This window comes from Microbacterium sp. (assembly GCF_017305435.1).
Classification (GTDB): Bacteria; Actinomycetota; Actinomycetes; order Actinomycetales; family Microbacteriaceae; genus Microbacterium.
Genome location: NZ_JAFKIP010000006.1, coordinates 39,825 through 64,542, shown reverse-complemented (window position 1 = coordinate 64,542; position 24,718 = coordinate 39,825). Strand labels below are relative to the sequence as shown.

The window sequence follows — 24,718 nt, the reverse complement described above, 5'->3', positions numbered from 1 at the left end:
CGCGCGCCATCATGACTACTCCAATTATGACCTCTGACCTGGTATTTAATCGGTTCTCCCCCTGAGTACCCCCTGGAGAAGGCTCGTTCCCAGCGTGTTCATCCCGTGTCCACAACCCGCCCATAACTTGATCCTGTCCGGCGCTGGGGCGCCGAGAATCCCTGGAGAAAAAGTGAACGTGATGCCGCGCGCCCGACGCCGCACCTGGTTCGCATCCGGTCTCACCGGAATGCTGACGGCAGGCGCCGTCTTCGCCCTCGTCGCCGGCTCGAGTGTCGCCATCGGCGGCTCACCGGCCCAGGCAGCGGAGGCCTCGTCGAGCGCGTTGACGATCGCGGCCAAAGACTACGATCCGGAGTATCAGAACTCGCCGTTCCCTGACCTCGCGATCTCGGTCTCCCAGACGAAGAACCTCGTCTCTCAAGGCATCCAAATCAGCTGGAGCGGTGGACGCCAGTCCGTCGCTCCAGGTCAGACTGGTGGGGAGGACTTCCTCCAGATTTTTCAATGCTGGGGCGATGATCCTTCAGACCCGACTCGTCCAGATCGTACGACGTGCCTGTACGGCGCAACGCTTGGCCCCGGAGCAACGCGCGATACCCAACGGGAGTCCGACAAAGTCGTCGACAAGGCGCACGATGCTCAGTTCACGATTCCATCGAAGGGTGTGGCAGAGCCCGCTTACACGAGCATTCCCTTTAGAGCGCCGGACGGCACCACTGTCACAAACCTGAAAGTCAACTCTGACGGTACGAAGTCGGTCAACACTGACGTGTCGGTTAACACCAATCAGTACTTCACCGCCTACACGACGAACGAAGTGCCCTGGGCGCCCTCCGGCGCTGACGGACGTGGTTCGGTCTCTTTCGAAGTGCAGACCGCCATGCAGTCGTCAGGGCTGTCCTGCGGTACGCCGAAGCCTGACAATCTCGCCGTTGGAGAATCGTGCTGGCTCGTCGCGATTCCGCGAGGCGCGTCCGATAACGGATCGCGATACATCACTCAGTCGGGCCTCTTCTGGGACACGTGGAAGCACGCGATCGCCTTCAGACTAGATTTTCGCCCGCTCGGTGCGCGGTGCGAACAAGGAACCGCCGAGCGCCAGATCTTCGGCAGCGAACTCATCTCACTCGCTGTGAGCTCATGGCAACCGACGTTCTGTCGAGCTCCCGGCGGGTCGGTGTTGGCTCTCGTCACCGGCTCCGAATCGGATGCACTTCGCGCTGCGGCAAGCAAAGCGGGCGGGGGGTTGGTGGTGACCACGCGTCCGTTGCAGGGCGCGGACGGGGATCCACTCGTCTACGCGCCGATAGCTCTCAGCGGGTTGTCCATCGGGTTCACGATCGATCGATTCGTCAATCCAAACGTCGCCGCGCCACCAGAGGTGGCGGAAAAGGACCGTCTTCCGATCACGAAACTGAGGCTCACACCGCGGTTGCTCGCGAAGCTCCTCACAAACTCCTACCGCGCTGCGTTGCCGCTCGGTGTCGATGCTGGGGTCGTGGAGCACAATCCCTGGAATGTGTCACAGGACCCTGAGTTTCTCGCCGTCAACGACCCCGAGTGGGCGTCGCTCACAATGCAGGGGTACGCCCTCGGCGATCTGATGGTTCCTCAGGGACGCTCGGACGCTGCGTGGGTCATGTGGCAGTACATCTCCGCCGATCCGCAGGCCGCGGCCTTCCTTGCCGGCACTCCCGACCAATGGGGCATGGTGGTAAACCCGTGGAGCAGCACCGATCCGGCGAAGAACGCGTCAGGCGCGGCGTTCACGGTGCCGCGAGAGGACTTCCCGAAGGCCGACCCGATCGAGCGACCGAGCGACAGCACCGGTGGCGCGGTGAACCTCATCACGTGGCGTCCCTACACCTCCGATCTGGACGCCTCCGGCTACCTTGCGCTCCGAGGCGATGGTCAGTTGCTCGGAAGCTGGGATTTCACGAGTCCAGCGCCGAAGTGGGGAAAGGCTGCTCGCGCTCTCCCGGGCCGCCGGCAGGTGTTGGCGCTTACGAGCGACTCGGCGGCACAGCGGTATCAGGTAGTGACGGCCGAGCTTCAGAACTCCGCGGGTGCCTTCGTCGCCCCCAGCACCGAGTCGATGCTCGCAGCGGCCAGCGCAATGGTTCCCGACGGCAGCACCGGGCAGGTGCGCCGGTATGACTCCGCATCGCCTGCTGCAAAGGCGGCGTTCGGTGCGTACCCACTGACGGTTCCCCTATATGCGGCGGCGAACCCTGACACGGTCTCGGCGGATGCGCGCAACACGTACGTTGCCTTCATCCGATTTGCGGCTGAGGAAGGCCAAACACCCGGAGATGGACTCGGACAGCTGCCACGAGGGTACGCGCCACTTCCCGACGAGTTTGTCGCGCAAGCGATGGCTGCGGCCGACCTCCTCGCCAATGGACGTCCGGCAATCAACGCGCCGACCACAAGTTACATCCCATCCCAGAGCTCGCCGGCGCCGCAACGCGCGATGACGCAGCCTGCGGCGTCGCAACCCACCGGCGACGGCAGCGGCGCAGGGAGTGCCGTCGCGACAGGCAACGCCAGCGGCGCGTTGTCGGCAGGCTCCACACCGACTGACCCGGAAAGCGGAGGCTTGGCTGCCGCAGTGCCGTTGAGTGCGCTCGCCGGCGTTGCAGGGGCCGCGGCCGTTCCATTGATCACCCGTCTGCGAAGGCGGGTCAGCTGAGCCCGCGCCCGCGGAATCAGACGTTCCACACAGCACTACTCGACCACCAAGAAGGAAGTGACATGAAGTTCAAGCGAATCGCCGCCATCGGTGCGGTGATCGGCGTGGCTCTCACCGGTTTCGGGATGACGGCCGCTCAGGCAAACCCGATCGGTTCTGGCGACGGTTATGTGATCGTCGGCTCCGACACTCTTCAGGACGCTGTCAACGCGCTCACCAACGGCACCAAGATCACGGGCAGTAATGTTCGGAGTGCCGCCGCGGGTCGGGTGCTCAGCTCGTTCGATGCTTTCCCGAATGACACCGCCCTGGCGGGCAGCCTCATCCAGACCAAGGCCTACGGCCCCTACTTTCAGCGACCGGCTGGGTCGGGCAATGGCAAGAAGGCGCTGCTCGCGTCGATGGGAGTGGATGGCACGGGACAGGCATCCTCCAACATCTGGGCGGGTGTTAACGTGGCCGGTCAGATCGACCTGTCTCGTTCCTCGGGTGGCCCGACCGCCAGCGGCAGCGGCTCGCTCGCGTACATCCCCTTCGGCCGCGACGCTGTGTCGTTCGCTTTCAAGGCTGGCTCGAACGTGTCTCAGGCCACCATCTCCACGGTGTCGACCTACAACGCGTCCCAGCTTCTCGCGCTTTACCAGGCCGCGAACGGTGACGTGACTATCAACGCGAGCGACCACATCATCGCCACGCTGCCGCAGAGCGGTTCGGGTACGCGTGAGTTCTTCCTCAAAGCGATCGGGCACTCGAGTGACGGCAAGGGAGCGGTCTCGACCGTTCCCACCAACCGCCAGTCGTTCGCGGAGAACACTGGCAGCGTTCTCGCGCCTGCAGCCAACGAGATCTGGGTGATCCCGTTCTCCGTCGCGAGCTACGTCGCGCAGGTCAACGGGGCCGCGCCCGCGAACACAACGTCGGGTATCACGCTCGGCAGCCCTCAGGGCGCGGCCACTCCGCCATTCACCGGATCGGCCGCGAACCTGGTGCCTGGGGCCAACTTCTACGCCAGCTCCACCTGGGGGCGCGACACCTACATCGTCGCTCCTTACGCCAAGGTCACGTCGGGAGCGGGTTTCGACGCGAAGCTCTTCGACGCCCTCGACTACACCAACGACACGAGCCTCGCCGCGTTCAAGATCGACGGCGACCTCACTCCGGCCGGTGCCGTGAAGCAGAAGTTCGGCTTCCTCGAGCCCACCACCTACAACTTCACCCGTTCCTCCTGATCAGTCTCGCCCAAGAAAGGAAAGAACAGTGAACTTCAAGAAGTCTCTCGCCGCCTTCGGCGCCGGCACTATCGCGGCGCTCGTTCTCGCGCTGGCAGCGCCGGTGGCGGCCAACGCCGTCACCCCTGCCGGTCCAGCCGATTCGTCGCATGACGTATGGCTGAGTTCGTCCGCCAACACCCCCGTACTCCTGGCTCCGACGGCCACGCCGAAGCTCAATGCATCGGTCTACGCGTCGAAGTCAAGCGATCCGGCCGATCGCGCGTGGGCGATGCCTTCCGGCGCGGTCTACGAGTACGAGTTCATCTCTGCGCGCGGCAAGGAGCGCAATGTGGACGACTGGACGATCTATACCGATCGTCACACTGATCCGGGCGCGAATGTCAACCTCAAGATCAGCACGATGACAACGGCGAACCCCGGCAAGTCGTTCGACCAGATCGGAAACAACGGCGGCGACTTCTCGCTGGGCCTCGCGTTCGTTGACGCGCTCGGTCACGTCATCGAGGCGAACTACGTCTACATCACGGTTACGCCGAATGCCAACCCCACGGCGGCAACCTACGAGTTCTCGACGCCCGTTTCGGCTCCTGTTGTCGTCGTGCCCGTGATCACGACAACCTCCCTCAACGCGCTGACGACGGGCACGACGTTCACGCAGACGCTCGCGGCGACGGGAACGGCGCCGATCACGTGGTCGCTGAAGTCGGGCACGCTTCCCGCGGGCCTCGCGCTCGACGCCGCGGCCGGCACGATCTCGGGCACGCCCACGACGGCGGGTGCGTACAGCTTCACGCTGACCGCGACCAACGGCGCGGGCTCCGTCGACCAGGCCTTCACCGGCACGGTGGCCGCCCCCGCGCCGACGGCTCCCACTGAGCCGACGACGGGCGCGATCACAATCGCCGACCCGGCCAAGGGCGCGACCTCGATCACGGTTCCCGCGGGCACGGTGAACAAGGGCAAGACGTTCGACGTGTGGGCGTGGTCGACCCCGACCAAGCTCGGTCAGGCGATCGCTGACGCCACCACGGGAGACGTGGTGGTCGACATCAGCACGCTGCCCGCCGGTGCGCACAAGGTCGCCCTCGTGCTGCCCGGCGACGCGACCTACGCCGTTCAGGAGTGGGTGTCGTTCACCAAGCCGACGAACACTGGCGACACGATCTCCACGGACGTCGCGCTGACGGCTGCGGTGACGGCGAGCGACCTCTGGTCGCTGTCGGCGGAGAAGACGGCGGTCGACTTCGGCAACGTGGCGCGCAGCGCTTCGGTGACCAAGAAGCTCGGCAAGGTCACCGTCGTCGACGACCGCAACGTGCTCAAGGGCTGGGAACTCGGCGCCGCGTGGAGCGACTTCACCGGTGCGCAGAACATCGGCAAGGACGTCCTCGCAGTGGCTCCGGCTTTCGCGGCCGGCTACACGACGGCGCCGTCCGGGATCCAGGTGTCCAGCGTTGCTGGAACAAGTGGTGCCAAGAAGCTCGCCGAGAGCGCTCCGCTGGTCAGCACCACCCCCGCGGGTGCGCAGTTCGACGCCGACCTCACCTTCACGGCGCCGGCCAGCGCCGCTGCGGGTGCGTACAGCTCGACGCTGACCCTCACGCTCACCTCCAAGTGAGCGCGCGCTGAGCCCCAGGGCTCGTTCAGAGCATCACCCACTCTGAGCCGTGTGGGGAGGCCGCTTGCGGCCTCCCCACACGGCGCGTCGTATCCACCGCTTCTTCGATCACCTCTCCGAAGCGGTCTGCTCACTTCTCGTTCACCCGTGCGATGATCTTCCGTCGCCCTCATCTGCGGAGATAGACCGTGCTCAACTCGATTCCCCGGTCGAGGCGGCGCATCCAGCACGCGCTCGGTGCGCTCGTCGTCCTGCTCGCCCTCGTTGTCGCGCCTATCGCGGCACCCACGACGGCCCACGCTGACGATGCTCCGTCCCCCGGCGACGTCGGAGTGGCCACTCGGCCCGCCGGCCCCGACGGCACGCCCGACGACCGCACGCGCTTCTCCTACACGGCCGACCCGGGGCAGAGCGTCACCGACCAGGTGTACGTGGGCAACACCGGCACGGAGCGGCAGGACTTCACCGTCCTCGCCACGGACGCCTTCAACGGTGCGGACGGCGCGTTCAACCTCCTCGCGACCGCTGACAGTCCGACGGGAATCGGCTCCTGGGTGACGTTCGAGAACGGCCAGAACCGCATCCAGTTCTCCCTCGACCCGCAGGAGGTGCGGCTGCTGACCTTCACGGTGGCGTTCCCGGCCGATGCCACCCCCGGAGACCACGTGGGCGGCATCGCCGCATCGGTGCTGCAGGAAGGTGAGACGGTCAAGGTCGACCGCCGCGTCGCGACGGCGATCTTCGCGCGCGTGTCGGGCGACCTTCAGCCTCGACTGACGCTCGCGAGCTACGAAGCGACCTATCAGGGCGACTGGTGGAACCCGTTCGGCGGCACCCTGAAGATCCTCTATACGGTGGACAACCCGGGGAACGTCGCTCTCGCTTCGAACAACACGACGCACGTCGCGACCTGGTTCGGCATCCCGGCCACCGGTGACGCGGGCGGGAGCACCCCCATCCTGCTGCCCGGCAGCTCCGCGACCTACGAAGTCGACATCCCCGGCGTCGCGCAGTGGGGCTACCTCAGTCCGTCGATGAGCATGCAGCCGTTCGTCGACACCACCGACGCGTCCCAAGTGCTCAGCGTCACCCCTGTCACCCGTGACACCGTCGTCATCGCGATCCCGTGGGCGCTGCTGATCCTGGCGGCACTGATCGCGGGTGTCGTCTGGTTCGTGCGGGCCCGGCGCAGGCGCGACGAGGCACGCGCCGCCGAATGGATCGCCTACACCCAGGCAGAAGCGGCCGCGGCGGCCGAGCAGAAGCTGCGCGTGGATGCCGGATCGGCGACCGACTCGTGAAGGCCCATCCACCCGTCGTGCGGCACCAGGCGATGACGGCCGGCATCCTCGTCGCCTCGCTTCTGGCGGCTCTCGCGATGACGTTTCTCGCGCCCGGAGCGTTCGCCCGCGCGGACGACTCCGTGTCCGACGACGGCAACCTCACCGTCACCGTCACCGACGGCTCGACCCCCCGGCCGACCCCCTCGGTCTCGCCGAGCCCAACGGGCGCCACGTCCGGCAGCACGTCGGGAACGGGCGCGGGAAGCGGCGGCACGGGCACGAGCGGGTCCACCGGCGTCGGGACGGGCGGCGGTGGCACCGATTCCGGTGCCAAGCCCGGTGAGGTCGGCACCGCCGGTGGGGTCTACGTGAGCGGCGTGAACTCCACCGCCGCCCTCACTCCCGACCCGCTGGACGGTCTCGTGACGGTGTGGATCACCGTCCGCAACGCCTCGACCGCACCGGTCGATGCGACGGCGGACTTCTGGATGGAGAGCCTGCTCTTCGGCATCCCCCTCGACCGCGTCGAGGGCGTCGCGATCGCGGGCCTGCAGCCGGGGGAATCGCGCGTCGTCCCCGCTCAGCTGCACGGTGCCGGCCAGTGGACCCTCGTCAACGCGCACGCGACGGTCACCCCTCCCGAGACGGTCGACGGCGTAGCGCTCACCCCGCTCACCCGGGACGCGACAGTGTTCCTCTTCCCGTGGCTGCTCGCGGGCCTCGCCGCGCTCATCGCGATCGCGGTGCTCGTGCGCCGCGCGCTCCGCGCCGCCGCAGCCGCCCGGACGGTGGAAGCGATCGCATGACGCTCTTCGACGAGAAGACGCAGGTCCTGTCTCCCACGACCCCCGCCGCGCTCCCGCACTCGGCGGGGGGTCGACGGCCCACTCCGCCGCGCCGACCGCCGAGACCGCCGCGACGGATGCCGCGGCCGGCTCCCCAGTACGCACCGCTCACGACCGGGCAGGCGATCGCCCGCGGCATCCTCGCGCTCATCTCCGCCCTCGCTCTCGCGTTCGTCCTGCACCTGCTCGTCCTCAGCCACGTCGAGCACTACGCGTCGCAGCAGCAGCTGGCGAACACGTTCCGGGACCAGCTGGCCGCCGGAACCGCACCCGTCAGCGAAGGCGACTTCGACAACGTGCTGCTCGCCGACGGAGCGCCCGTCGCGCTCATCGACATCCCGCAGCTGGGGGTGCGCGAGATCGTCGCCGAGGGCACGTCGTCGGGCGTTCTCATGAGCGGCCCCGGCCACCGCCGCGACACGGTGCTGCCCGGCCAGATCGGCGTGAGTGTCGTGATGGCGCGCGCCGCGGCATACGGTGGCCCGTTCGGCCGCATCCAGAGGCTCCAGCCCGGCGACCAGTTCACCGTGCGCACCGGTCAGGGCGAGAGCACCTTCGACGTCCTCGGCGTCCGCTACGCGGGCGACCCGACGCCGCCCGCGCCGGCAAAAGGCGAGAGCAGGCTGATCCTCGTGACGGCCCGAGGGGCGCCGTACGTGCCCACGGGCATCGCCTACGTCGACGCGAGGCTCACCGGCACGGCCCAGCCGGCCGGCGTCCGGCAGACCACACCCCTCACGCTGCCGCCGTCGCACACGGCCATGGCCACCGACACGACGACCGTCTGGGCGCTCGTGTTCGCCCTCCAGTTCCTCGTCGTCGCCGAGATCGGCGCGGTCTGGGCGTTCCGCCGGGTCGGTGCGCAGAAGACCTGGATCGTGTTCGTTCCCGTGCTCCTGCTCGCGAGCGTGTTCGTCGCCGACCAGGCCACGCGCCTTCTTCCCAACCTCCTCTGACCGCCTCACCTGCCCTGCCCACGGAGCGACCCATGACCGACACCCCCGACGCCCCCGCGATCCAGACGGTCGAGGCTGCCGGTGAGACCGAGCAGACGGATGCCGGCGCGCCGGCGACCACCGTCGACACCGTCGAGCCGGCCGCCGCCTCCGACGCTCCGCAACCGCCGGCGGTTCGGCGCTTCCTCGGACGTCGGGCCGGGCGCGCGCCCGAGAAGTCCGCCACCCTCCCGCCGAGCGTCCTCTCCGACACCGCCGGCACTCTCCTCGCGCTCGAGACCCCCTTCGTGCGCGTGTCGTCGTCCTCACCCGCTCAGCTCGACGCCCGCGCCATCTCCGCCTGGTTCGGCGATCACCAGGTGCTCCATGACGTGTCGCTCACAATGCCGTCCGGTCAGGTGACGGCGCTCATCGGTCCGTCGGGCTGCGGCAAGTCGACCTTCCTGCGGATCCTCAACCGGATGCACGAGCTCGTGCCCTCGGCATCCCTCGCGGGCGAAGTCCTCCTTGACGGCGACGACATCTACGACGCGTCGCATCGGCTCGTCGATGCGCGCAAGAAGATCGGGATGGTGTTCCAGAAGCCCAATCCCTTCCCGGCGATGTCGATCTACGACAACGTCCTCGCCGGTCTCAAGCTCACCGGGGTGAAGGCGGGCCGCGACGAGAAGGATGCCATCGTCGAGCGCTCGCTCACCTCCGCGGGGCTGTGGAAGGAGGTGCGCGACCGGCTGCGGGCTCCCGGCGGCGGGCTCTCCGGCGGCCAGCAGCAGCGCCTCTGCATCGCCCGCTCGGTCGCGGTGCGCCCGCGGGTCCTGCTCATGGACGAGCCGTGCTCGGCACTCGACCCCACGTCGACGCGCGTGATCGAGGAGACGATGACCGAGCTCGCCCGCGAGGTCACGATCGTGATCGTCACCCACAACATGCAGCAGGCGCAGCGCGTGTCGCAGCAGTGCGCCTTCTTCCTCGCGTCGCAGGGCCAGCCCGGCCACATCGTCGAGCACGGCGACACCGACGTCATGTTCGATTCGCCCATCGACCCCCGCACGTACGACTACGTGAACGGCCGCTTCGGATGAGGCTCCGCCCATGACCTCCCTTCCTCCCTCGTTCCGCGAGCGGCGTCGCGATCGCGACCGTCTGCGCCCGGACTGGCCCGGTCGCGTCCTGGCCATCATCGGGGCGGCGGCCGTCGTCGTCGCCGTCGTCGCGTTCTTCCCGCACGACGGCCGCGTCACCGAAGCCGCTCCGCTCGCAAGTGCCCTCCGCGAGAGCATCGCCGTCCTGCCCGCGCACGGAGCGGTGCGCTCCGAGACCAGCGCCGCGGAGGACCTGTCGGATGCCGCGGCGTCCAGTCTCGGCGGCTCCGAGCCGGGCATGCAGGCGATCCGATCGGGGGTCGCGTCGCCGCAGCCCGATGCGGAGTGGGTCGGTCGGCTCTCCGCGGCCACCGGCATCCCCCCGCGCGCGCTGCGCGCCTACGCCGCGGCGCAGCTGCGCACCGACATCGACGACCCCGGATGCGGCGTGGGCTGGAACACGATCGCCGCGATCGGCGCCGTCGAGTCGGGGCACGGCACCCATGGGGGAGCGAGCGTCGGCGTCGACGGGCGGGTCAGTCCGGCGATCCTCGGCCCGGCGCTCGACGGCGACGGCGTCGCGCTCATCGCCGACACCGACGGCGGCGCGCTCGACGGCGACACCCGATGGGATCGTGCCGTCGGCCCGATGCAGTTCATCCCCGAGACCTGGCAGCGCGTCGGGATCGACGCCGACGGCGACGGCGTGGCCGACCCCCAGGACATCGACGACGCCGCCGCAGCGACCGCACGCTACCTGTGTGCGGCGGGATCCATGACCGACGCCGTGGGCTGGCGCCGTGCCGTGTTCAGCTACAACCACCTCGATGCATACGTCGACGACGTGGCCCATCAGGCGAACACGTACGCAGCGGCGCGCGGGTAGCGGACCCCCGCCGCGGCCCCGTCACATGGCCGGACGGGCATCCGCCGCTCTCTACAATGGGCGAGGGCGCGGATGCGCCCGGCTGAGCGGTGCGGCATCCGCACACGCTCGACACCACCACCGACCTACGCGGAGTTCCACACGTGGCGCTGATCGTCCAGAAGTACGGCGGGTCCTCCGTCGCCGACGCGGAGAGCATCAAGCGCGTCGCCAAGCGCATCGTCGACGCTCGGCGAGCGGGTCACGACGTCGTCGTCGCCGTCTCGGCGATGGGCGACACGACCGATGAGCTCCTCGACCTGGCACACGATGTCGCCCCGATCCCGGCGCCGCGCGAACTCGACATGCTGCTGAGCTCGGGGGAGCGCATCTCGATGGCGCTTCTGGCCATGGCGATCCACTCGATGGGCTTCGAGGCGCGCTCCTTCACCGGCAGCCAGGCCGGCATGATCACCGACGGCACCCACGGCGCCGCGCGCATCGTGGACGTGACGCCCGTGCGGCTGCGCGAAGCGCTCGACGAGGGCGCCATCGTGATCGTCGCGGGGTTCCAGGGCTTCAACCGCGACACCCGCGACATCACGACGCTCGGCCGCGGCGGCTCCGACACGACCGCCGTCGCGCTCGCCGCCGCCCTGCAGGCCGACGTCTGCGAGATCTACAGCGACGTCGACGGCATCTTCACCGCCGACCCCCGCGTCGTCCCGAAGGCACGCAAGCTCGAGGTCGTCTCCGCCGAGGAGATGCTCGAGCTCGCCGCCAACGGCGCCAAAGTGCTCTACATCCGTGCCGTCGAGTACGCGCGCCGTCACGGCGTCATGATCAACGCCCGTTCCACCTTCAGCTCCGGCCAGGGCACGTTCGTGCTCGGCGAGGGCATGACCGTCCCCGCCGCGATCGCGGCCGTCGCAGAGGAGTCCGCCATGGAAGAGCCCATCGTCGCCGGTGTCGCCACCGACCTCGGCCAGGCCAAAGTCACGGTCATCGGGGTTCCCGACGTCCCCGGCAAGGCGGCGGAGATCTTCAGCGTCGTCGCCAAGAGCGGCGCGAACGTCGACATGATCGTGCAGAACGTGTCGGCGGCCGCGACCGGTCGCACCGACATCTCCTTCACGCTTCCCAAGTCGGATGCCGCGGTCGCGCTCCGCGCCCTCGCCGGCGAGCAGGGCTCGGTCGGTTTCGAGAGTCTCGTCCACGACGACCAGATCGGCAAGCTCTCCGTGGTCGGCGCCGGCATGCGCACGCACTCGGGTGTCTCAGCGACGCTCTTCGAGGCGCTGTCGACGGCGGGAGTGAACATCGAGATGATCTCGACGTCCGAGATCCGCATCTCGGTCGTGGTGCGCGGCGACGACCTCGCCGAGGCGGCGCGCCTCGTGCACACCGCTTTCGGTCTGGACGGCGATGTCGAGGCCGTCGTCCACGCCGGCACGGGGCGCTGACACGGCATCCCGCCTCGTCGCCAGGTCCCCGGCCTCCGCGACCCCGGTAGAATCGCCGAAACCCACTCCACGCAAGGATCCGCCATGACCCGCATCTCCGATTCAGGACTCTCCGTCGCCGTCGTCGGCGCCACCGGCCAGGTCGGCACGGTCATGCGCGAGATTCTCGTGGAACGTGCGTTCCCGATCCGTGAGCTGCGCCTGTTCGCGACGGCGCGTTCGGCCGGTCAGGCAGTCGAGTTCGGCGGCGAGACGGTGATCGTCGAGGATGTCGCCACGGCCGACCCGGCCGGCATTGACATCGCCCTGTTCTCCGCCGGCGCGACCGGTTCGCGCGCACACGCCCCGCGCTTCGCCGCGGCCGGCGCGGTCGTCATCGACAACTCCAGCGCCTGGCGGATGGACCCCGAGGTTCCGCTCGTCGTCAGCGAGGTCAACCCGCACGCGGCGGTGAACCCGCCCAAGGGCATCATCGCGAACCCCAACTGCACGACGATGGCCGCGATGCCCGTGCTGAAGCCCCTGCACGAGGCGGCCGGTCTCGAGCGCCTCATCGTCAGCACGTACCAGGCGGTGTCCGGTTCCGGTCTCGCCGGCGCGCAGGAGCTTCTCGGCCAGGTCGAGGGCGTCCTCGCGCAGAACCACACCCTCGATCTCGTCCACGACGGCTCCGCGGTCGACTTCCCGCAGCCGGAGAAGTACGTCGCCCCGATCGCCTTCGACGTGATCCCCTTCGCCGGGAACCTCGTCGACGACGGCGACAACGAGACCGACGAGGAGAAGAAGCTCCGCAACGAGAGCCGCAAGATCCTCGAGCTGCCGGGCCTCCTCGTCGCCGGTACGTGCGTACGCGTTCCGGTCTTCACCGGTCACTCGCTGTCGATCCACGCCGAGTTCGCCGAGGACATCACCCCCGAGCGCGCACGCGAGATCCTGGCATCCGCGCCCGGTGTCGTCCTCGAAGAGGTGCCCACGCCGCTGCAGGCGGCCGGCAACGACCCGAGCTACGTGGGCCGCATCCGCGCCGACCAGTCCGCGCCTGCCGGCAAGGGGCTCGTCCTGTTCGTGAGCAACGACAACCTCCGCAAGGGCGCCGCCCTGAACGCGGTGCAGATCGCGGAGCTCGTCGCGGCACGGCTGGGTGCGCACGCCGCCTGAGCGTCTTCACCGATCGGCAAGAACCGCGATCCTTGACGAGCGTGGATGCCGCTGACGTCGGCGCGCGCCGAGAACGCCGCCTAGACTGGGACATCGTGAGTGAACCCGTCGACGTCGTCCTGATCGGCGGTGGCATCATGAGTGCCACCCTCGGAACCCTCCTGCAGCGACTGCAGCCGGACTGGAAGATCGTCGTGCTCGAGCGGCTCAGCGAGGTCGCCGAGGAGTCGTCCAACGCGTGGAACAACGCCGGCACCGGCCACGCCGCCCTCTGCGAGCTGAACTACATGCCCGAAGGCAAGGACGGCTCGGTCGACCCCGCCAAGGCGATCGCCATCAACGAGCAGTTCCAGCAGAGCCGCCAGCTGTGGTCCAGCCTGATCGAGCAGGGCGTCCTCGACGAGCCGAAGACGTTCATCAACGCGACGCCGCACATGACGTTCGTCCGCGGCGAGAAGGATGTCACCTACCTCCGCAAGCGCTACGAGGAGCTCAGGAAGCAGCCGCTGTTCGCCGGCATCGAGTACTCCGAGGACTCCCGCGTCATCAACCAGTGGGCCCCGCTGCTCATGCAGAAGCGCAAGAAGGGTGAGCCGTTCGCGGCGACCCGGGTGCCTGCCGGCACCGACGTCGATTTCGGCGCGCTCACCCGTCAGCTGTTCGACCACCTGCAGGCCGAGGGCGTCGAGGTGCGCACGAACATCGAGGCGCGGAAGCTCCGCCGCCAGAAGGACGGCACGTGGCGCGTGAGCTACCGCCACTCGCTCGGCCGCACGCCCGGCAGCCTCGACGCGCGCTTCGTGTTCGTCGGTGCGGGCGGCTGGGCCATCAAGTTGCTGCAGTCCTCGGGCATCCCCGAGATCTCCGGCTACGGGGTCTTCCCTATCGGCGGCCAGTGGCTGAAGACGTCGAACCCGGCGATCGTCGCGCAGCACAAGGCGAAGGTGTACTCACAGGCCTCCGTCGGCGCGCCGCCGATGTCGGTGCCGCACCTCGATACCCGCGTCGTCGACGGCGAGGCCTCGCTGCTGTTCGGCCCGTTCGCGACGTTCAGCCCGAAGTTCCTCAAGAACGGCCGCATCACCGACATCGTCGCGCAGGTGCGCCCCGGCAACCTCTGGCCAATGATCAAGGTCGCGATCGACAACCCGAGCCTCATCTCGTACCTGGTCGGCGAACTGCTGAAGAACCACAAGAAGAAGGTCGACTCGCTGCGCACCTTCATGCCGACGGCGAAGGATGAGGACTGGGAGCTTCTGCAGGCCGGTCAGCGTGCGCAGGTGATGAAGAAGGATGCCCAGAAGGGCGGCGTCCTGCAGTTCGGCACTGAGGTCGTGACCTCGGCCGACGGGTCGATCGCGGGTCTGCTCGGCGCCTCGCCCGGCGCGTCGACGGCGGCATCCATCATGCTCGGCCTGCTGAAGACGTGCTTCCCCGACCGCATCGCGGGATGGGAGCCGGAGCTGAAGAAGCTCATCCCGAGCTACGGCGAGACCCTCAACGGCGACGCCGCGACGGCGCGCGCCTCGGTCGAGCGCACCGCGGGAGTGCTCGGCATCACGGCCTGAGCGCCGCGGCCTTCGCGCGCAGCACCGCCGCCTCACGGTCGTTGCCCGCGAGGCCCGCCGCCGCGAGGAGCTCGGCGCGCGCCTCATCGTCGCGCCCCAGTCGGGCCAGCAGCTCGCCGCGCACACTCGGCAGCAGATGGCTGCCGGCGAGCGCAGGGTCCGAGGCCAGCGCGTCGACGATGCGCAGCGCCGTCGCAGGCCCCGTCGCCATCGACACCGCCACGGCGCGGTTGAGCTCGACGACGGGGTTCCGTGTGAGTTGCCCGAGCGCCTCGTACAGGATCACGATCTGCTCCCAGTCGGTCTGTGCGACGTCGGGCGCGGCGGCGTGGACCAGACCGATCGCCGCCTGGAGCGCATACGGCCCGCGCCCGCGGCCGAGCGCATCGGCGCGGGCGAGCGCCGCAGTGGCTCGGGCGATCTGGGGACGATCCCAGCGCCGACGGTCCTGGTCCGCCAGCAGCACCGCGCTGCCGTCCGCAGCGACGCGCGCCGCGAACCGCGACGACTGCACCTCCATGAGCGCCACGAGCGCGTGCGCCTCGGACTCGTGCGGCACGAGCCGGGCGATGACGCGGCCGAGCCGCAGCGCCTCATCGGCGAGGTCGTGGCGGATCCAGGTCGCGCCGCTCGTCGCGGCGTATCCCTCGGTGTACAGCAGGTAGACGACGCCGAGGACGCCCGCGAGCCGTTCCGGCCACTGCTGCGGGTCGGGGGTCTCGAACGGCACGCGAGCGGCCGCGAGCGTCTTCTTCGCCCGCGTGATGCGCGCCTGCACCGTCGGCACCGGCACCAGCAGCATGCGCGCGATCTCGGTCGTGGTGAGGCCGCTGACGACCCGGAGGGTGAGGGCGACCTGCGACTCGCGCGACAGCACGGGGTGACAGGCCGTGAACACGAGACGCAGCACATCGTCGGCGATCGGCTGCCACTCGGCATCCGTCGTCTCTTCGAGTTCGTGCGCCAGCACCCGGTACCGCTCGTCGAGCGCGGCGTCGCGGCGCCACTGGTCGATCGCCCGCCGCTTCGCGACGGCCGTGAGCCACGCCCCCGGGGTACGCGGCACGCCCGACTCCGGCCACTGGCGCAACGCCTCGACGAGAGCCTCCTGAGCGAGGTCCTCCGCACGGCCGACGTCGCCGGTCGCCTTCGCGAGCGTGGCGACGATGCGCGCGCTCTCGATGCGCCAGACCGCGTCGACCGCGCGGCGGACCTCCTCGCTCACCGGCCCGCAGCGGCTTCCTGATCGGCGCGCCAGCCCTTCTCCTTCTGGATGTACTCGTTGTCCTCGTACTGAGCGAAATCGCTCTCGTCGGTGACGCGGCGCACCTCGATCTTGTTCCCGGTGCCGAGCGGGGCGCGCTTGGCCCACTCGATCGCCTCGTCCTGCGTCGCCACCTGCACGGTCCAGAAGCCGTTGAACAGCTCGTGCACCTCGCCGTAGGGGCCGTCCGTCACGATCGGCGCCTCGCCGGTGAACTCGACGACGGCGCCCTGCGCGGCATCCGTCAGCCCTTCACCGGCGATGAGCACGCCGGCATCCATCATGGACTCGTTGTAGGCGCCCATCGCATTGATGATGGCCTCGAAGTCCATGTCGGCATAGTCCTGCGCGGACCCGCCGTTGCGCATGATCAGCATGTACTTGGGCATGATGTCTCCCTTGTTCGGTGGGGGCGTCGGTCGCCCTCCTACTATTGCGTCGAACGGCGTCGGATGGAATCGACATCATGCGTAAGATCCTCTGGTGGCCAAACTCTACTTTCGCTACGGGGCGATGAACTCCGGCAAGTCGACGGCGCTGCTGCAGGCCGCGTTCAACTACGAGGAACGCGGCCAGCACGTCCTGCTCGCCAAACCGGAGATCGACACGAAGGGCGCTGATCAGATCTCGAGCCGGCTCGGCGTCGAGCGTCAGGTCGACTTCCTCATCGCGCCTGGCGCCGACGTCCGCTCGCTCGTTGCGGAGCACGGCTCGCGGTATGTCGGCGCGGTCGCCTGCCTCCTCATCGACGAGGCGCAGTTCCTTACTCCCGCTCAGGTCGACGACCTTCTGCGTCTCACGGTCGAGGACGGCATCCCGGTGCTCGCCTACGGCATCCGCACCGACTTCCGCACGCACGCCTTCCCGGGGTCGGCGCGCCTCATGGAAGTGGCGCACAGCCTCGAAGAACTGAAGACGATCTGCCGGTGCGGCCGCAAGGCGCTCTTCAACGCGCGCCTGGTCGGTGGACGATTCGTGTTCGACGGCGACCAGGTCGCGATCGACGACCTCGACCACGATCAGGTCACCTACGAATCGCTCTGCGCGCAGGACTACCTGCTCGCCTCGGGCGGTCGCCTCAGCTGACCGCCCCGGTGCCCGCCGTCGCGCGGCGGCGGGGGAGCGGGACGAGCATCGACGTCTCCTTGCGGTACTGCGCGTAGGCGGGGTACTTCGATGCCGAGATCGATTCGGTGAACACCGTCGACCCGATGAAGAGCACCGTCAGGAGCACCGCTCCGACGATGGTCGGGTTGACGGCCCCGCCCCAGAAGCCGGCGCCCGCGGTCACCGCGGCGCTCGCGCCGAGTGCGTAGAAGGCCCACCACTGTGCCTGCTCGAAGAAGAAGTTGGGATGCCGAGAGAAGGCGAAGAGCCCCGACGTCAGGAAGCCCTCGGCCTCGCCGCGCTTCTTGCGCTGGTGGAACTCCCACTGCTGCTGATCCGCGATCGTCTCGCCGGCCAGCAGGAGGACGAACAGGATCGCGAAGGCGGCATCCCACCCGGTGATCGGCGCCGGGTGCTGCCACGCGACGAACGCCGGCAGAGTGATGAGCACGAGAAGCGCCATCTGGTAGAGCACGATGAAGAAGAGGTTGAAGAGCTGGAACTGCCACGACGCCATGCGTCCGCGCAGGATCGCCCAGCGGTAGTCCTCGACGCCGGAGTACCCGCCCTTCCGGGCGAAATTGAACGTGAGTCGCGCGCCCCACGCCGTGACGAGCACGGCCATGAGGACGAGCCGGGTCGAGTCGTCGCCGTGGGTGAGCGCCGCGACGGCGAAGATCCAGACGTACACGACGGGCACGATCGACCAGAGCCGATCGACCCACGAGGTGTCCTTCGTGACGAGCGAGGCGATCCAGCAGAACAGCGCGGATGCCGCGGCGACGGCGATGACGATCGGGAGCGGATCCATGGGCTCAGCGTAAGCGGTCTGCGGTGGCGACGTCGGTGTTGTATCGTTTCATTCGGTGCTTGGCGGTCGGACCACAGTGCTGTAGCGTGGTCGGACCATGGAAGGGGTCGAGATGACGGAGTCAGCATCGGAGCAGACGGTTCCCGCGCGCGCATGGCGGGTCGTGCTCGACAAGATCGAGGGCGATCTGCTCGAGGGTCGGCTCGGCCCCGGCGACCGGCTGCAGCCCGAACGCGAGCTCGCCGCGACGCTCGGCGTCGGCCGCTCGAGCGTGCGCGAGGCGCTGCGGGTCCTCGAGGTCATGGGCCTCATCCGCACGGCGACGGGGTCGGGCCCCACGTCGGGCGCCATCGTCACGGCGACTCCGCAGGGCGGTCTTGCGCAGTTGCTCCGCCTGCAGGTCGCCGCGCAGGGCTTCCCCATTCCCGACGTCTATGAGACCCGGCTGCTCCTCGAGGAGTGGGCCGTCGCCCACCTCGCAGACAGGCCCGACGCGGCCCTCGACGACGCCCGCGCGACGCTGGCGGCGATGGAGGAGACGAATCTGACGCTCGAGGACTTCCTGGCTCTCGATTCGCAGTTCCACGTGCGCCTCGCCGAGGCATCCGGCAACGTCGTCGTCTCGGCGACGATGGCGGGGCTGCGCGAGACGATCGAGAGCTACATCCGGGCGGGCGCCGCGCGCGTGCCCGACTGGGCCGCCACCTCGACACGGCTGCGTCACGAGCATGGCGAGATCCTCGCGGCGATCGAGCGCGGCGACGCCGCCGACGCCCGCCGCCGCGTTCGCGCACACATCACCGACTACTACGCCGACGCGGGACTTCCCGTCCCGACCGACGCCCCCGCCTCCACCGACCGTTGAAAGGCCACCGCATGGTCCAGCGCCAGCTCCCGAAGATCCCCGAACTGCTCGAGCTCATGCAGTTCAAGAAGCCCGAGCTCGACGGCACGAAGCGCCGGCTCGACGGTGCGCTGACGATCGCCGACCTGCGCACGATCGCGAAGCGCCGCACCCCCAAGGCGGCCTTCGACTACACCGACGGCGCCGCGGAGGGCGAGCTCTCCCTCGCGCGCGCTCGCCGTGCGTTCGAGGACATCGAGTTCCATCCCGACATCCTCCGCCCCGCGGCGGACGTCGACCCGTCGGTGGAGATCCTCGGCGGGCGCTCCGCGCTGCCCTTCGGCATCGCGCCGACGGGCTTCACCCGCCTCATGCAGACCGAGGGTGAGATCGCGGGTGCGGGCGCCGCGGGCGCCGCCGGCATCCCGTTCACCCTCTCGACCCTCGGCACGACCTCGATCGAGAACGTGCGCGCGACGAACCCGCACGGGCGCAACTGGTTCCAGCTGTACGTCATGCGTGACCGCGAGATCTCGTACGGGCTCGTGGAGCGCGCGGCGAAGGCCGGGTTCGACACGCTCATGTTCACGGTCGACACCCCGGTCGCGGGCGCACGTCTGCGCGACAAGCGCAACGGGTTCTCGATCCCGCCGCAGCTGACGCTCGGCACGATCGTCAACGCGATCCCCCGCCCGTGGTGGTGGATCGACTTCCTCACGACGCCGAAGCTCGAGTTCGCGTCGCTGACGACGACGCGCGGCACGGTAGGCGAGCTGTTGGATGCCGCGATGGACCCCACGATCAGCTACGACGACCTCGAGGTCATCCGGTCGCTCTGGCCGGGCAAGATCGTCATCAAGGGCGTCCAGAACGTCGCCGACTCGAAGCGGCTCGTCGATCTCGGCGTCGACGGCATCGTGCTCTCGAACCACGGCGGGCGTCAGCTCGACCGGGCGCCGATCCCGTTCCGCCTGCTGCCGGAGGTCGTCCGCGAGGTCGGCTCGGATGCGACGATCATGGTCGACACCGGCATCATGAACGGCGCGGACATCGTCGCGTCGATGGCGCTGGGGGCGAAGTTCACCCTCATCGGGCGCGCCTACCTGTACGGCCTCATGGCCGGAGGCCGGCGTGGTGTCGATCGCACGATCGCGATCCTGCGCAGCGAGATCGAACGCACGATGAAGCTGCTCGGTGTCGCCTCGATCGACGAGCTCGAGCCTCGGCACGTGACGCAGCTGCAGCGCCTGACACCGGTCCCGGGTGTCGGTGCCGTCGCGCCTCGGTGAGACTGCACTGGTGCGCCGAGACTGCAGCTGGTGGCTGCTGTCTCGGCGCACAGCTGCAGTCTCGCGGAAGCGATGACCGAGGAGCGCGCGAGTGTCAGCGCGTCGGCAGGGTCGGAAGGAGCCGCTCGAGGAAGTCCGCGGTGTCCTGCCACCCCTCGACGGCCTGGCAGGCGACGCCCATCGCGAGCACCGGGTAGTCGTTGCCGTGCTCGTCGAGGCGGTCGCCGACGAACAGCATGTCGTCGAGGGGGATGCCGGTGTGCGCCGAGAGCTCGCGCATGCCGTACGCCTTGTCGATGCCGCGCTCGGTGATGTCGACCGAGGTCGATCCGCCCGAGCGCACCTCGAGGTCGGGCACGCGCGCGGCGACCGCGTCGCGCAGGGCGCCCTTCTTGGCGCCCGTGGGGTCCCACGCCGACTTCGCGTCGACCGGAGCCGTCTGGCCGAGCGCCGAGAACGTGATCTGCGACCCGCGGTCCTCGAGGATGTCTCCCCAGGTCTGCGCCTCCCAGAGGCCCAGACGTCGGGCCTCCTCCTCGACGGCGGTCAGCGCACGCTGCTTCTGGTCGTCGCTCAGCGTGCGCGCGTACACGGTCTCGACGCCGCCCGGGCCGAGGCGGTAGTACTGCGTCCCGCAGGTGGGGAGGAGGTGCACGTAGGGGAGGACGGACTCCGCGGATGCCGGGAGGCGGTCGACCACCTGCGTCGTGAACTGCGCGAGCTGGCCGCCCGAGATGATCGCGACGTCGACGCGCTCGGCGAGGGCGACGAGGAGGTCGCCGATGCGGGGATCGATGGCGCTCTTGGAGGGGGCGAGGGTGTCGTCGAGGTCGAAGGCGACCAGGCGCACAGTGCTCATCGGGGGATCGGCTCGCTCTCGTGAGGGGGGTCTGCGGGTAATTCTAGGGGCGGAACCGTGAAGGGCTCCGCCGGATGATCCTCCGGCGGAGCCCTTCTGTTGTCGGGGTGACAGGATTTGAACCTGCGGCCTCTTCGTCCCGAACGAAGCGCGCTACCAAGCTGCGCCACACCCCGTGGCAACCCTCCGAGTCTACAGGGTTCGGACGCTCCTGCCGAATCGGTTCACGGCGTCGCCCGGATCTCGAGGACGGAGGCTTCGGGTCTGCAGGCGAACCGCACCGGCGCGTAGATGGAGTGTCCGAGGCCGGCCGAGACGTTGAGCGGGGCGCGGTGGCCGGCGTGGGCCCACGTGCTCAGCCCGCGGGCCTGGTCGCGGGGGATGTCGCAGTTCGCGACGAGGGCGGAGCGCGAGAACGGGATGCGCACCTGGCCGCCGTGGGTGTGGCCGGCGAAGATCATGTCGGCACCCAGGTCGGTGAAGGCGTCGAGCACCCGTCGGTAGGGGGCATGTGTCACGCCGATCGTGAGCGCGGTCTCGTCGGCACGGCCGAACAGCGGGCGGCGTCGCAGGGCGGCCACGGCGCCGGGGAGCACGTCGAGGTCGTCCCATCCGCGGTGCGCATCGCTCACGCCGAAGGCATCCAGGCGCAGCCCTGCCGTCTGGATGACGGATGCCGCGTTGTTCAGATCGACCCAGCCGAGTTCGTCCCGGAAGTAGTCGTCCATCGCCGGGGTGTCGAGGTCGACGCCGCGGTGCGAGCGCTGCGAGGGCCCCTGGAAGTAGCGCAGCGGGTTGCGGGCGGAGGGGCCGGTGACGTCGTTGGAGCCGTGCACGAAAGCACCCGGAACGCCGCGCAGGGGGGCGAACGCGGCGCGGATTCCGCGCAGTCCGTCCTCATGCCCGAGATTGTCGCCCGTGTTGATCACGAGGTCGGGCTGCACCCGATCGGCGAGGTCCGCGATCCAGCGCTGCTTACGGTGCTGCCAGGGCGCCATGTGCGCATCGGACAGGTGCAGGACGGTGAGCGATGGCGAACCCGCCGGCAGGAGCGCCAGCTCGTGCCGGCGCACCGTGAACAGGAGCCGCTCGATGCACGTGCCCCAGACGGCGGCGGAGAGACCCACCGCCCCCGCCGCCGAGACGGCGGCGAGGGCGGTGCGACGGGCGGGACCCACTAACGGCCGCCGCAGGTCTTCGCCTGGTACTGCACCGTGATCGCCGCCGTGCGGCTGACGATCGTGCCCGCCGCGGGGTCGGTGCCGGTCACGGTGCCGTCCACGGGAGCGTCGTCCTTCGCGGTGCACGACGTCGTCACCTGGCCGAAGCCCGCGGCGCGCAGTGCCGTGACCGCGGCATCCGGCTTGCCGCTCACCGCGGGGACCGCGACGCCCTGGCCGTTGCTCGGCCGGATCGTGACCGTCGTGCCGCCCGCGACGCGTCCGGCGCCCGGGTCCTGCTGGACGACGGTCCCGGATGCCTCGACGCCGTCGACCGCGTCGCCGACCGTCACCGAGAAGCCGGCGGTCTCGAGCGTCTGGGTCGCCTGGTCGATCGTCATGCCGATCACGGACGGCAGATCGCTCAGCTGCCGCTTGGTGAGGTTCGCGTCGGGCGACGGGAAGGCGTCTCCGCCGAACTTCGCGTTGGCCGCACCCTGCATCTCGGGCCAGATCGAGTTGCGGATGCGGGAGAGGACGTAGCCGTTCTCGTAGTAGTCGCTGAGCAGCGCGTCACCCTGCACGTTGCCGACCCAGACGACCGTCGCGACCTTCGTCGACGAGCCGTCCATCCAGGTGTGCAGGTACTCGTGGATACCCGTCTTGCCGAACACCGGCACGCCGTCGCCGATCTGCGCGCCGGAGCCCGTGCCGGTCATGACGCCCTGCAGCGTGTACGCGGCGGTGGAGGCGACGGCCTCGCTCATGACGCGGCTGCAGGTGGTCTGCGGGGTGATGTCCTCACCCTTCGCGTTCAGCGCCTTGTCGATCGCCTTCGCGGGGCAGAGCATGCCGTTCGCAGCGATCGAGGCGTACGCGCCGGCCATGTCGATCGGTGCGACCGCCTGGTCACCGAGCACGTTGTAGCCGAAGTTCGTGGTGTCGAGCGGAGTGCCGTCGCCCGTCATGACGCCCATCTTCATGGCGACCTGGTTCGTGGAGCAGACCGAGATCTTCTCCGCCATCGCAAGGAAGCCCGAGTTCAGTGAGTCACGAGTGAAGTTGTAGACGGTCCCGGTGTAGCCGGGGTTCGCCTCGAAGTTGCCGATGCCGTTTCCGTTGTTGCTGGAGACGACGTCCTGCGTCTGCCCGTCGCAGTTGATGACCTTCTTCGTGCCGACGCGGCCGTTGAGGGTCTCGTTGACCGAGTGCCCCTGCTCCAGCCAGTTGACGAGGCTGAAGACCTTGTAGGTCGATCCGGCGGAGTGACCGCCGCCGCCGTTCTGCAGGCGGACGTTGTAGTTCACCTGGGTGGTGGGGGCGTTCTGATCGTCGGAGCTCTCGATCGAGTACGGCCGGTTCTGGACCATCGAGAGGATGCGTCCGGTGCCGACCTCGACCTGGATGCCGGAGGCGCCGAGGTTCATGTAGTCGACACGCGCGGGGACGATCGAGATCGCGTTGAGCCCAGCCTGCTGGAGGTCGGCGTCGAGCGTCGTGTAGATCTTCATGCCGCCGCGGCGGAGGTTCGCGGCGCGCGCGTCGTCGTCCTCGCCGAAGGCGGGGTCGGTCAGCAGCACGGAGCGGACGTACTCGCAGAAGAACTCCGCGCCGGTGGCCGTCTGGCAGCCCTGGGTCTGCTCGGAGATCACCGGCGTGATCGGCGAGTTGTAGGCCTCGTCGTACTCCGCCTGCGAGATCTTGCCGAGGTCCAGCATGCGCCCGAGGACGTAGTTGCGGCGATCGAGCGTCAGCTTGTACCCGTCGGCTGCGCTGTTCTCCGGATTGCCGGCGTCGTCCTCCGTGGATCCGTCGGGTCGGTCGATGCGGTACGTGTTCGGAGCCTGCACCATGCCCGCGATCGTCGCGGCCTGCGCGACGGTCAGGTTGGCGGCATCCGTCGAGAAATAGTGCTTCGCCGCGGCGCCGATGCCGTAGACCGTGCCGCCGAAGTTGGTGATGTTCAGGTAACCGAGGAGGATCGTCTCCTTCGAGTACGCCTTCTCCAGCTGGATGGCGTAGCGCATCTCCTGCAGCTTGCGCTGGTAGCCCTCGGCGCCGCTGTTCACGGTCGTCGCGGTGAAGCAGGCCTCGACTTCGTCGTCGCTCTTGGCCTTCGACTCGCAGTTCTGCTGCAGCACGTTCTTGACGTACTGCTGTGTGATCGACGAGCCGCCTCGGTTGGAACCGTTGGATGCGTTGCCCAGGAGCGCGCTCACGGTGCCGACGAGGTCGACGCCGCCGTGCGTGTAGAAGTTCTTGTCCTCGCTCGACGTGATCGCGTCGAACATCACCGGGTTGACCTGGTCGAACGTGACGGGGATGCGGTTCTGGTCGTAGAACTGCGCCATCAGCGTGTCGTTCCCCGCGCTGTCCTTGCGGTAGAGCTCGGTCGGCAGCATCAGGGGGTCGATCTCGAGGAAGCTCGGCATGTTCTCGAACGTGTCCAGGGCGCTCGAGGCCGCATAGCCGGAGACGGCGATCGCGGGCGTGACGGTCGCCGCGACGAGGACACCGGCGATGGCGCTCAGGCCGACGAGGCCGGCGATACCGCCGAGCACGCCGGTGGCCGTGCGTTTGGGTTGAGGCATAGGGTTGATCGTAGGGGAGAACCCTGGG

At 68.9% G+C, this 24,718-nt stretch carries 20 protein-coding genes and 1 tRNA gene; 14 read left to right on the top strand and 7 right to left on the bottom strand.

Annotated features, from left to right (window positions below):
• Positions 1 to 172: 172 nt before the first annotated feature.
• From J0I43_RS11055 to J0I43_RS11005, 11 genes are all read left to right on the top strand, one after another.
• Complete coding sequence (locus J0I43_RS11055) at positions 173 to 2,695, top strand: hypothetical protein (RefSeq protein ID WP_292863439.1); 2,523 nt, start codon at positions 173 to 175, stop codon at positions 2,693 to 2,695.
• A 62-nt stretch (positions 2,696 to 2,757) separates the two neighbouring features.
• Positions 2,758 to 3,924: a hypothetical protein gene (locus J0I43_RS11050; RefSeq protein ID WP_292863436.1), complete on the top strand. Its 1,167-nt coding sequence runs from the start codon at positions 2,758 to 2,760 to the stop codon at positions 3,922 to 3,924.
• A 28-nt stretch (positions 3,925 to 3,952) separates the two neighbouring features.
• The gene (locus J0I43_RS11045; RefSeq protein ID WP_292863433.1) at positions 3,953 to 5,545 is read left to right on the top strand and encodes a putative Ig domain-containing protein; all 1,593 of its coding nucleotides are present in this window, start codon (positions 3,953 to 3,955) and stop codon (positions 5,543 to 5,545) included.
• A gap of 188 nt (positions 5,546 to 5,733) precedes the next feature.
• Positions 5,734 to 6,846, top strand: coding sequence for a hypothetical protein (locus J0I43_RS11040; RefSeq protein WP_292863430.1), 1,113 nt, complete (start codon positions 5,734 to 5,736; stop codon positions 6,844 to 6,846).
• Positions 6,843 to 7,634, top strand: a complete 792-nt coding sequence (locus J0I43_RS11035; RefSeq protein WP_292863427.1) for a hypothetical protein — start codon at positions 6,843 to 6,845, stop codon at positions 7,632 to 7,634. The genes J0I43_RS11040 and J0I43_RS11035 overlap by 4 nt, the downstream gene beginning before the upstream one ends.
• Positions 7,631 to 8,629 carry a sortase gene (locus tag J0I43_RS11030; RefSeq protein WP_292863425.1) on the top strand — a complete coding sequence of 333 codons (999 nt, stop codon included), beginning with the start codon at positions 7,631 to 7,633 and terminating at the stop codon, positions 8,627 to 8,629. The genes J0I43_RS11035 and J0I43_RS11030 overlap by 4 nt, the downstream gene beginning before the upstream one ends.
• 332 nt (positions 8,630 to 8,961) lie before the next feature.
• Positions 8,962 to 9,711: a phosphate ABC transporter ATP-binding protein gene (locus J0I43_RS11025; RefSeq protein ID WP_367267556.1), complete on the top strand. Its 750-nt coding sequence runs from the start codon at positions 8,962 to 8,964 to the stop codon at positions 9,709 to 9,711.
• 10 nt (positions 9,712 to 9,721) lie between these two features.
• On the top strand, positions 9,722 to 10,597 hold the full coding sequence (locus J0I43_RS11020; RefSeq protein WP_292863424.1) for a lytic transglycosylase domain-containing protein: 876 nt from the start codon (positions 9,722 to 9,724) through the stop codon (positions 10,595 to 10,597).
• A gap of 143 nt (positions 10,598 to 10,740) precedes the next feature.
• Positions 10,741 to 12,039: an aspartate kinase gene (locus J0I43_RS11015; protein ID WP_292863421.1), complete on the top strand. Its 1,299-nt coding sequence runs from the start codon at positions 10,741 to 10,743 to the stop codon at positions 12,037 to 12,039.
• A gap of 84 nt (positions 12,040 to 12,123) precedes the next feature.
• A complete protein-coding gene (locus tag J0I43_RS11010) occupies positions 12,124 to 13,197 on the top strand; it encodes an aspartate-semialdehyde dehydrogenase (protein ID WP_292863418.1) in 1,074 nt (357 codons plus the stop codon).
• A gap of 95 nt (positions 13,198 to 13,292) precedes the next feature.
• Positions 13,293 to 14,765 carry a malate:quinone oxidoreductase gene (locus J0I43_RS11005; protein WP_292863415.1) on the top strand — a complete coding sequence of 491 codons (1,473 nt, stop codon included), beginning with the start codon at positions 13,293 to 13,295 and terminating at the stop codon, positions 14,763 to 14,765.
• Here J0I43_RS11005 and J0I43_RS11000 read toward each other — a convergent pair.
• Both J0I43_RS11000 and J0I43_RS10995 read right to left on the bottom strand, forming a co-directional pair.
• Positions 14,755 to 15,990 carry a sigma-70 family RNA polymerase sigma factor gene (locus tag J0I43_RS11000; protein WP_292863412.1) on the bottom strand — a complete coding sequence of 412 codons (1,236 nt, stop codon included), beginning with the start codon at positions 15,988 to 15,990 and terminating at the stop codon, positions 14,755 to 14,757. The two genes, J0I43_RS11005 and J0I43_RS11000, sit on opposite strands and share 11 nt — an antisense overlap.
• Positions 15,987 to 16,418, bottom strand: coding sequence for a YciI family protein (locus tag J0I43_RS10995; protein ID WP_292863409.1), 432 nt, complete (start codon positions 16,416 to 16,418; stop codon positions 15,987 to 15,989). The genes J0I43_RS11000 and J0I43_RS10995 overlap by 4 nt, the downstream gene beginning before the upstream one ends.
• Before the next feature lie 94 nt (positions 16,419 to 16,512).
• On the opposite strand from J0I43_RS10995, the gene J0I43_RS10990 reads away from it, so the two are divergent.
• On the top strand, positions 16,513 to 17,115 hold the full coding sequence (locus J0I43_RS10990; RefSeq protein ID WP_292863406.1) for a thymidine kinase: 603 nt from the start codon (positions 16,513 to 16,515) through the stop codon (positions 17,113 to 17,115).
• Here the strand turns inward: J0I43_RS10990 and J0I43_RS10985 are convergent.
• On the bottom strand, positions 17,108 to 17,947 hold the full coding sequence (locus tag J0I43_RS10985; protein WP_292863403.1) for a DUF1295 domain-containing protein: 840 nt from the start codon (positions 17,945 to 17,947) through the stop codon (positions 17,108 to 17,110). The two genes, J0I43_RS10990 and J0I43_RS10985, sit on opposite strands and share 8 nt — an antisense overlap.
• A 112-nt stretch (positions 17,948 to 18,059) precedes the next feature.
• On the opposite strand from J0I43_RS10985, the gene J0I43_RS10980 reads away from it, so the two are divergent.
• Positions 18,060 to 18,812 (top strand): FadR/GntR family transcriptional regulator, encoded by a 753-nt coding sequence (locus J0I43_RS10980; protein ID WP_292863401.1) that lies wholly within the window; start codon positions 18,060 to 18,062, stop codon positions 18,810 to 18,812.
• Positions 18,813 to 18,823: 11 nt separating this feature from the next.
• Complete coding sequence (locus J0I43_RS10975; RefSeq protein WP_292863399.1) at positions 18,824 to 20,080, top strand: alpha-hydroxy acid oxidase; 1,257 nt, start codon at positions 18,824 to 18,826, stop codon at positions 20,078 to 20,080.
• 94 nt (positions 20,081 to 20,174) lie between these two features.
• On the opposite strand, the gene J0I43_RS10970 is transcribed toward J0I43_RS10975, so the two are convergent.
• From J0I43_RS10970 to J0I43_RS10955, 4 genes are all read right to left on the bottom strand, one after another.
• Positions 20,175 to 20,939 carry an HAD-IIB family hydrolase gene (locus J0I43_RS10970; RefSeq protein WP_292863396.1) on the bottom strand — a complete coding sequence of 255 codons (765 nt, stop codon included), beginning with the start codon at positions 20,937 to 20,939 and terminating at the stop codon, positions 20,175 to 20,177.
• Between the two features lie 102 nt (positions 20,940 to 21,041).
• Positions 21,042 to 21,115 (bottom strand) — tRNA-Pro (locus J0I43_RS10965).
• A gap of 48 nt (positions 21,116 to 21,163) precedes the next feature.
• Entirely contained in the window at positions 21,164 to 22,117 is a 954-nt protein-coding gene (locus J0I43_RS10960) for a metallophosphoesterase (RefSeq protein ID WP_292863394.1), read from the bottom strand.
• Positions 22,117 to 24,690, bottom strand: coding sequence for a transglycosylase domain-containing protein (locus J0I43_RS10955; protein WP_292863391.1), 2,574 nt, complete (start codon positions 24,688 to 24,690; stop codon positions 22,117 to 22,119). Before J0I43_RS10955 ends, J0I43_RS10960 begins: the two co-directional genes overlap by 1 nt.
• Positions 24,691 to 24,718 lie beyond the last annotated feature (28 nt).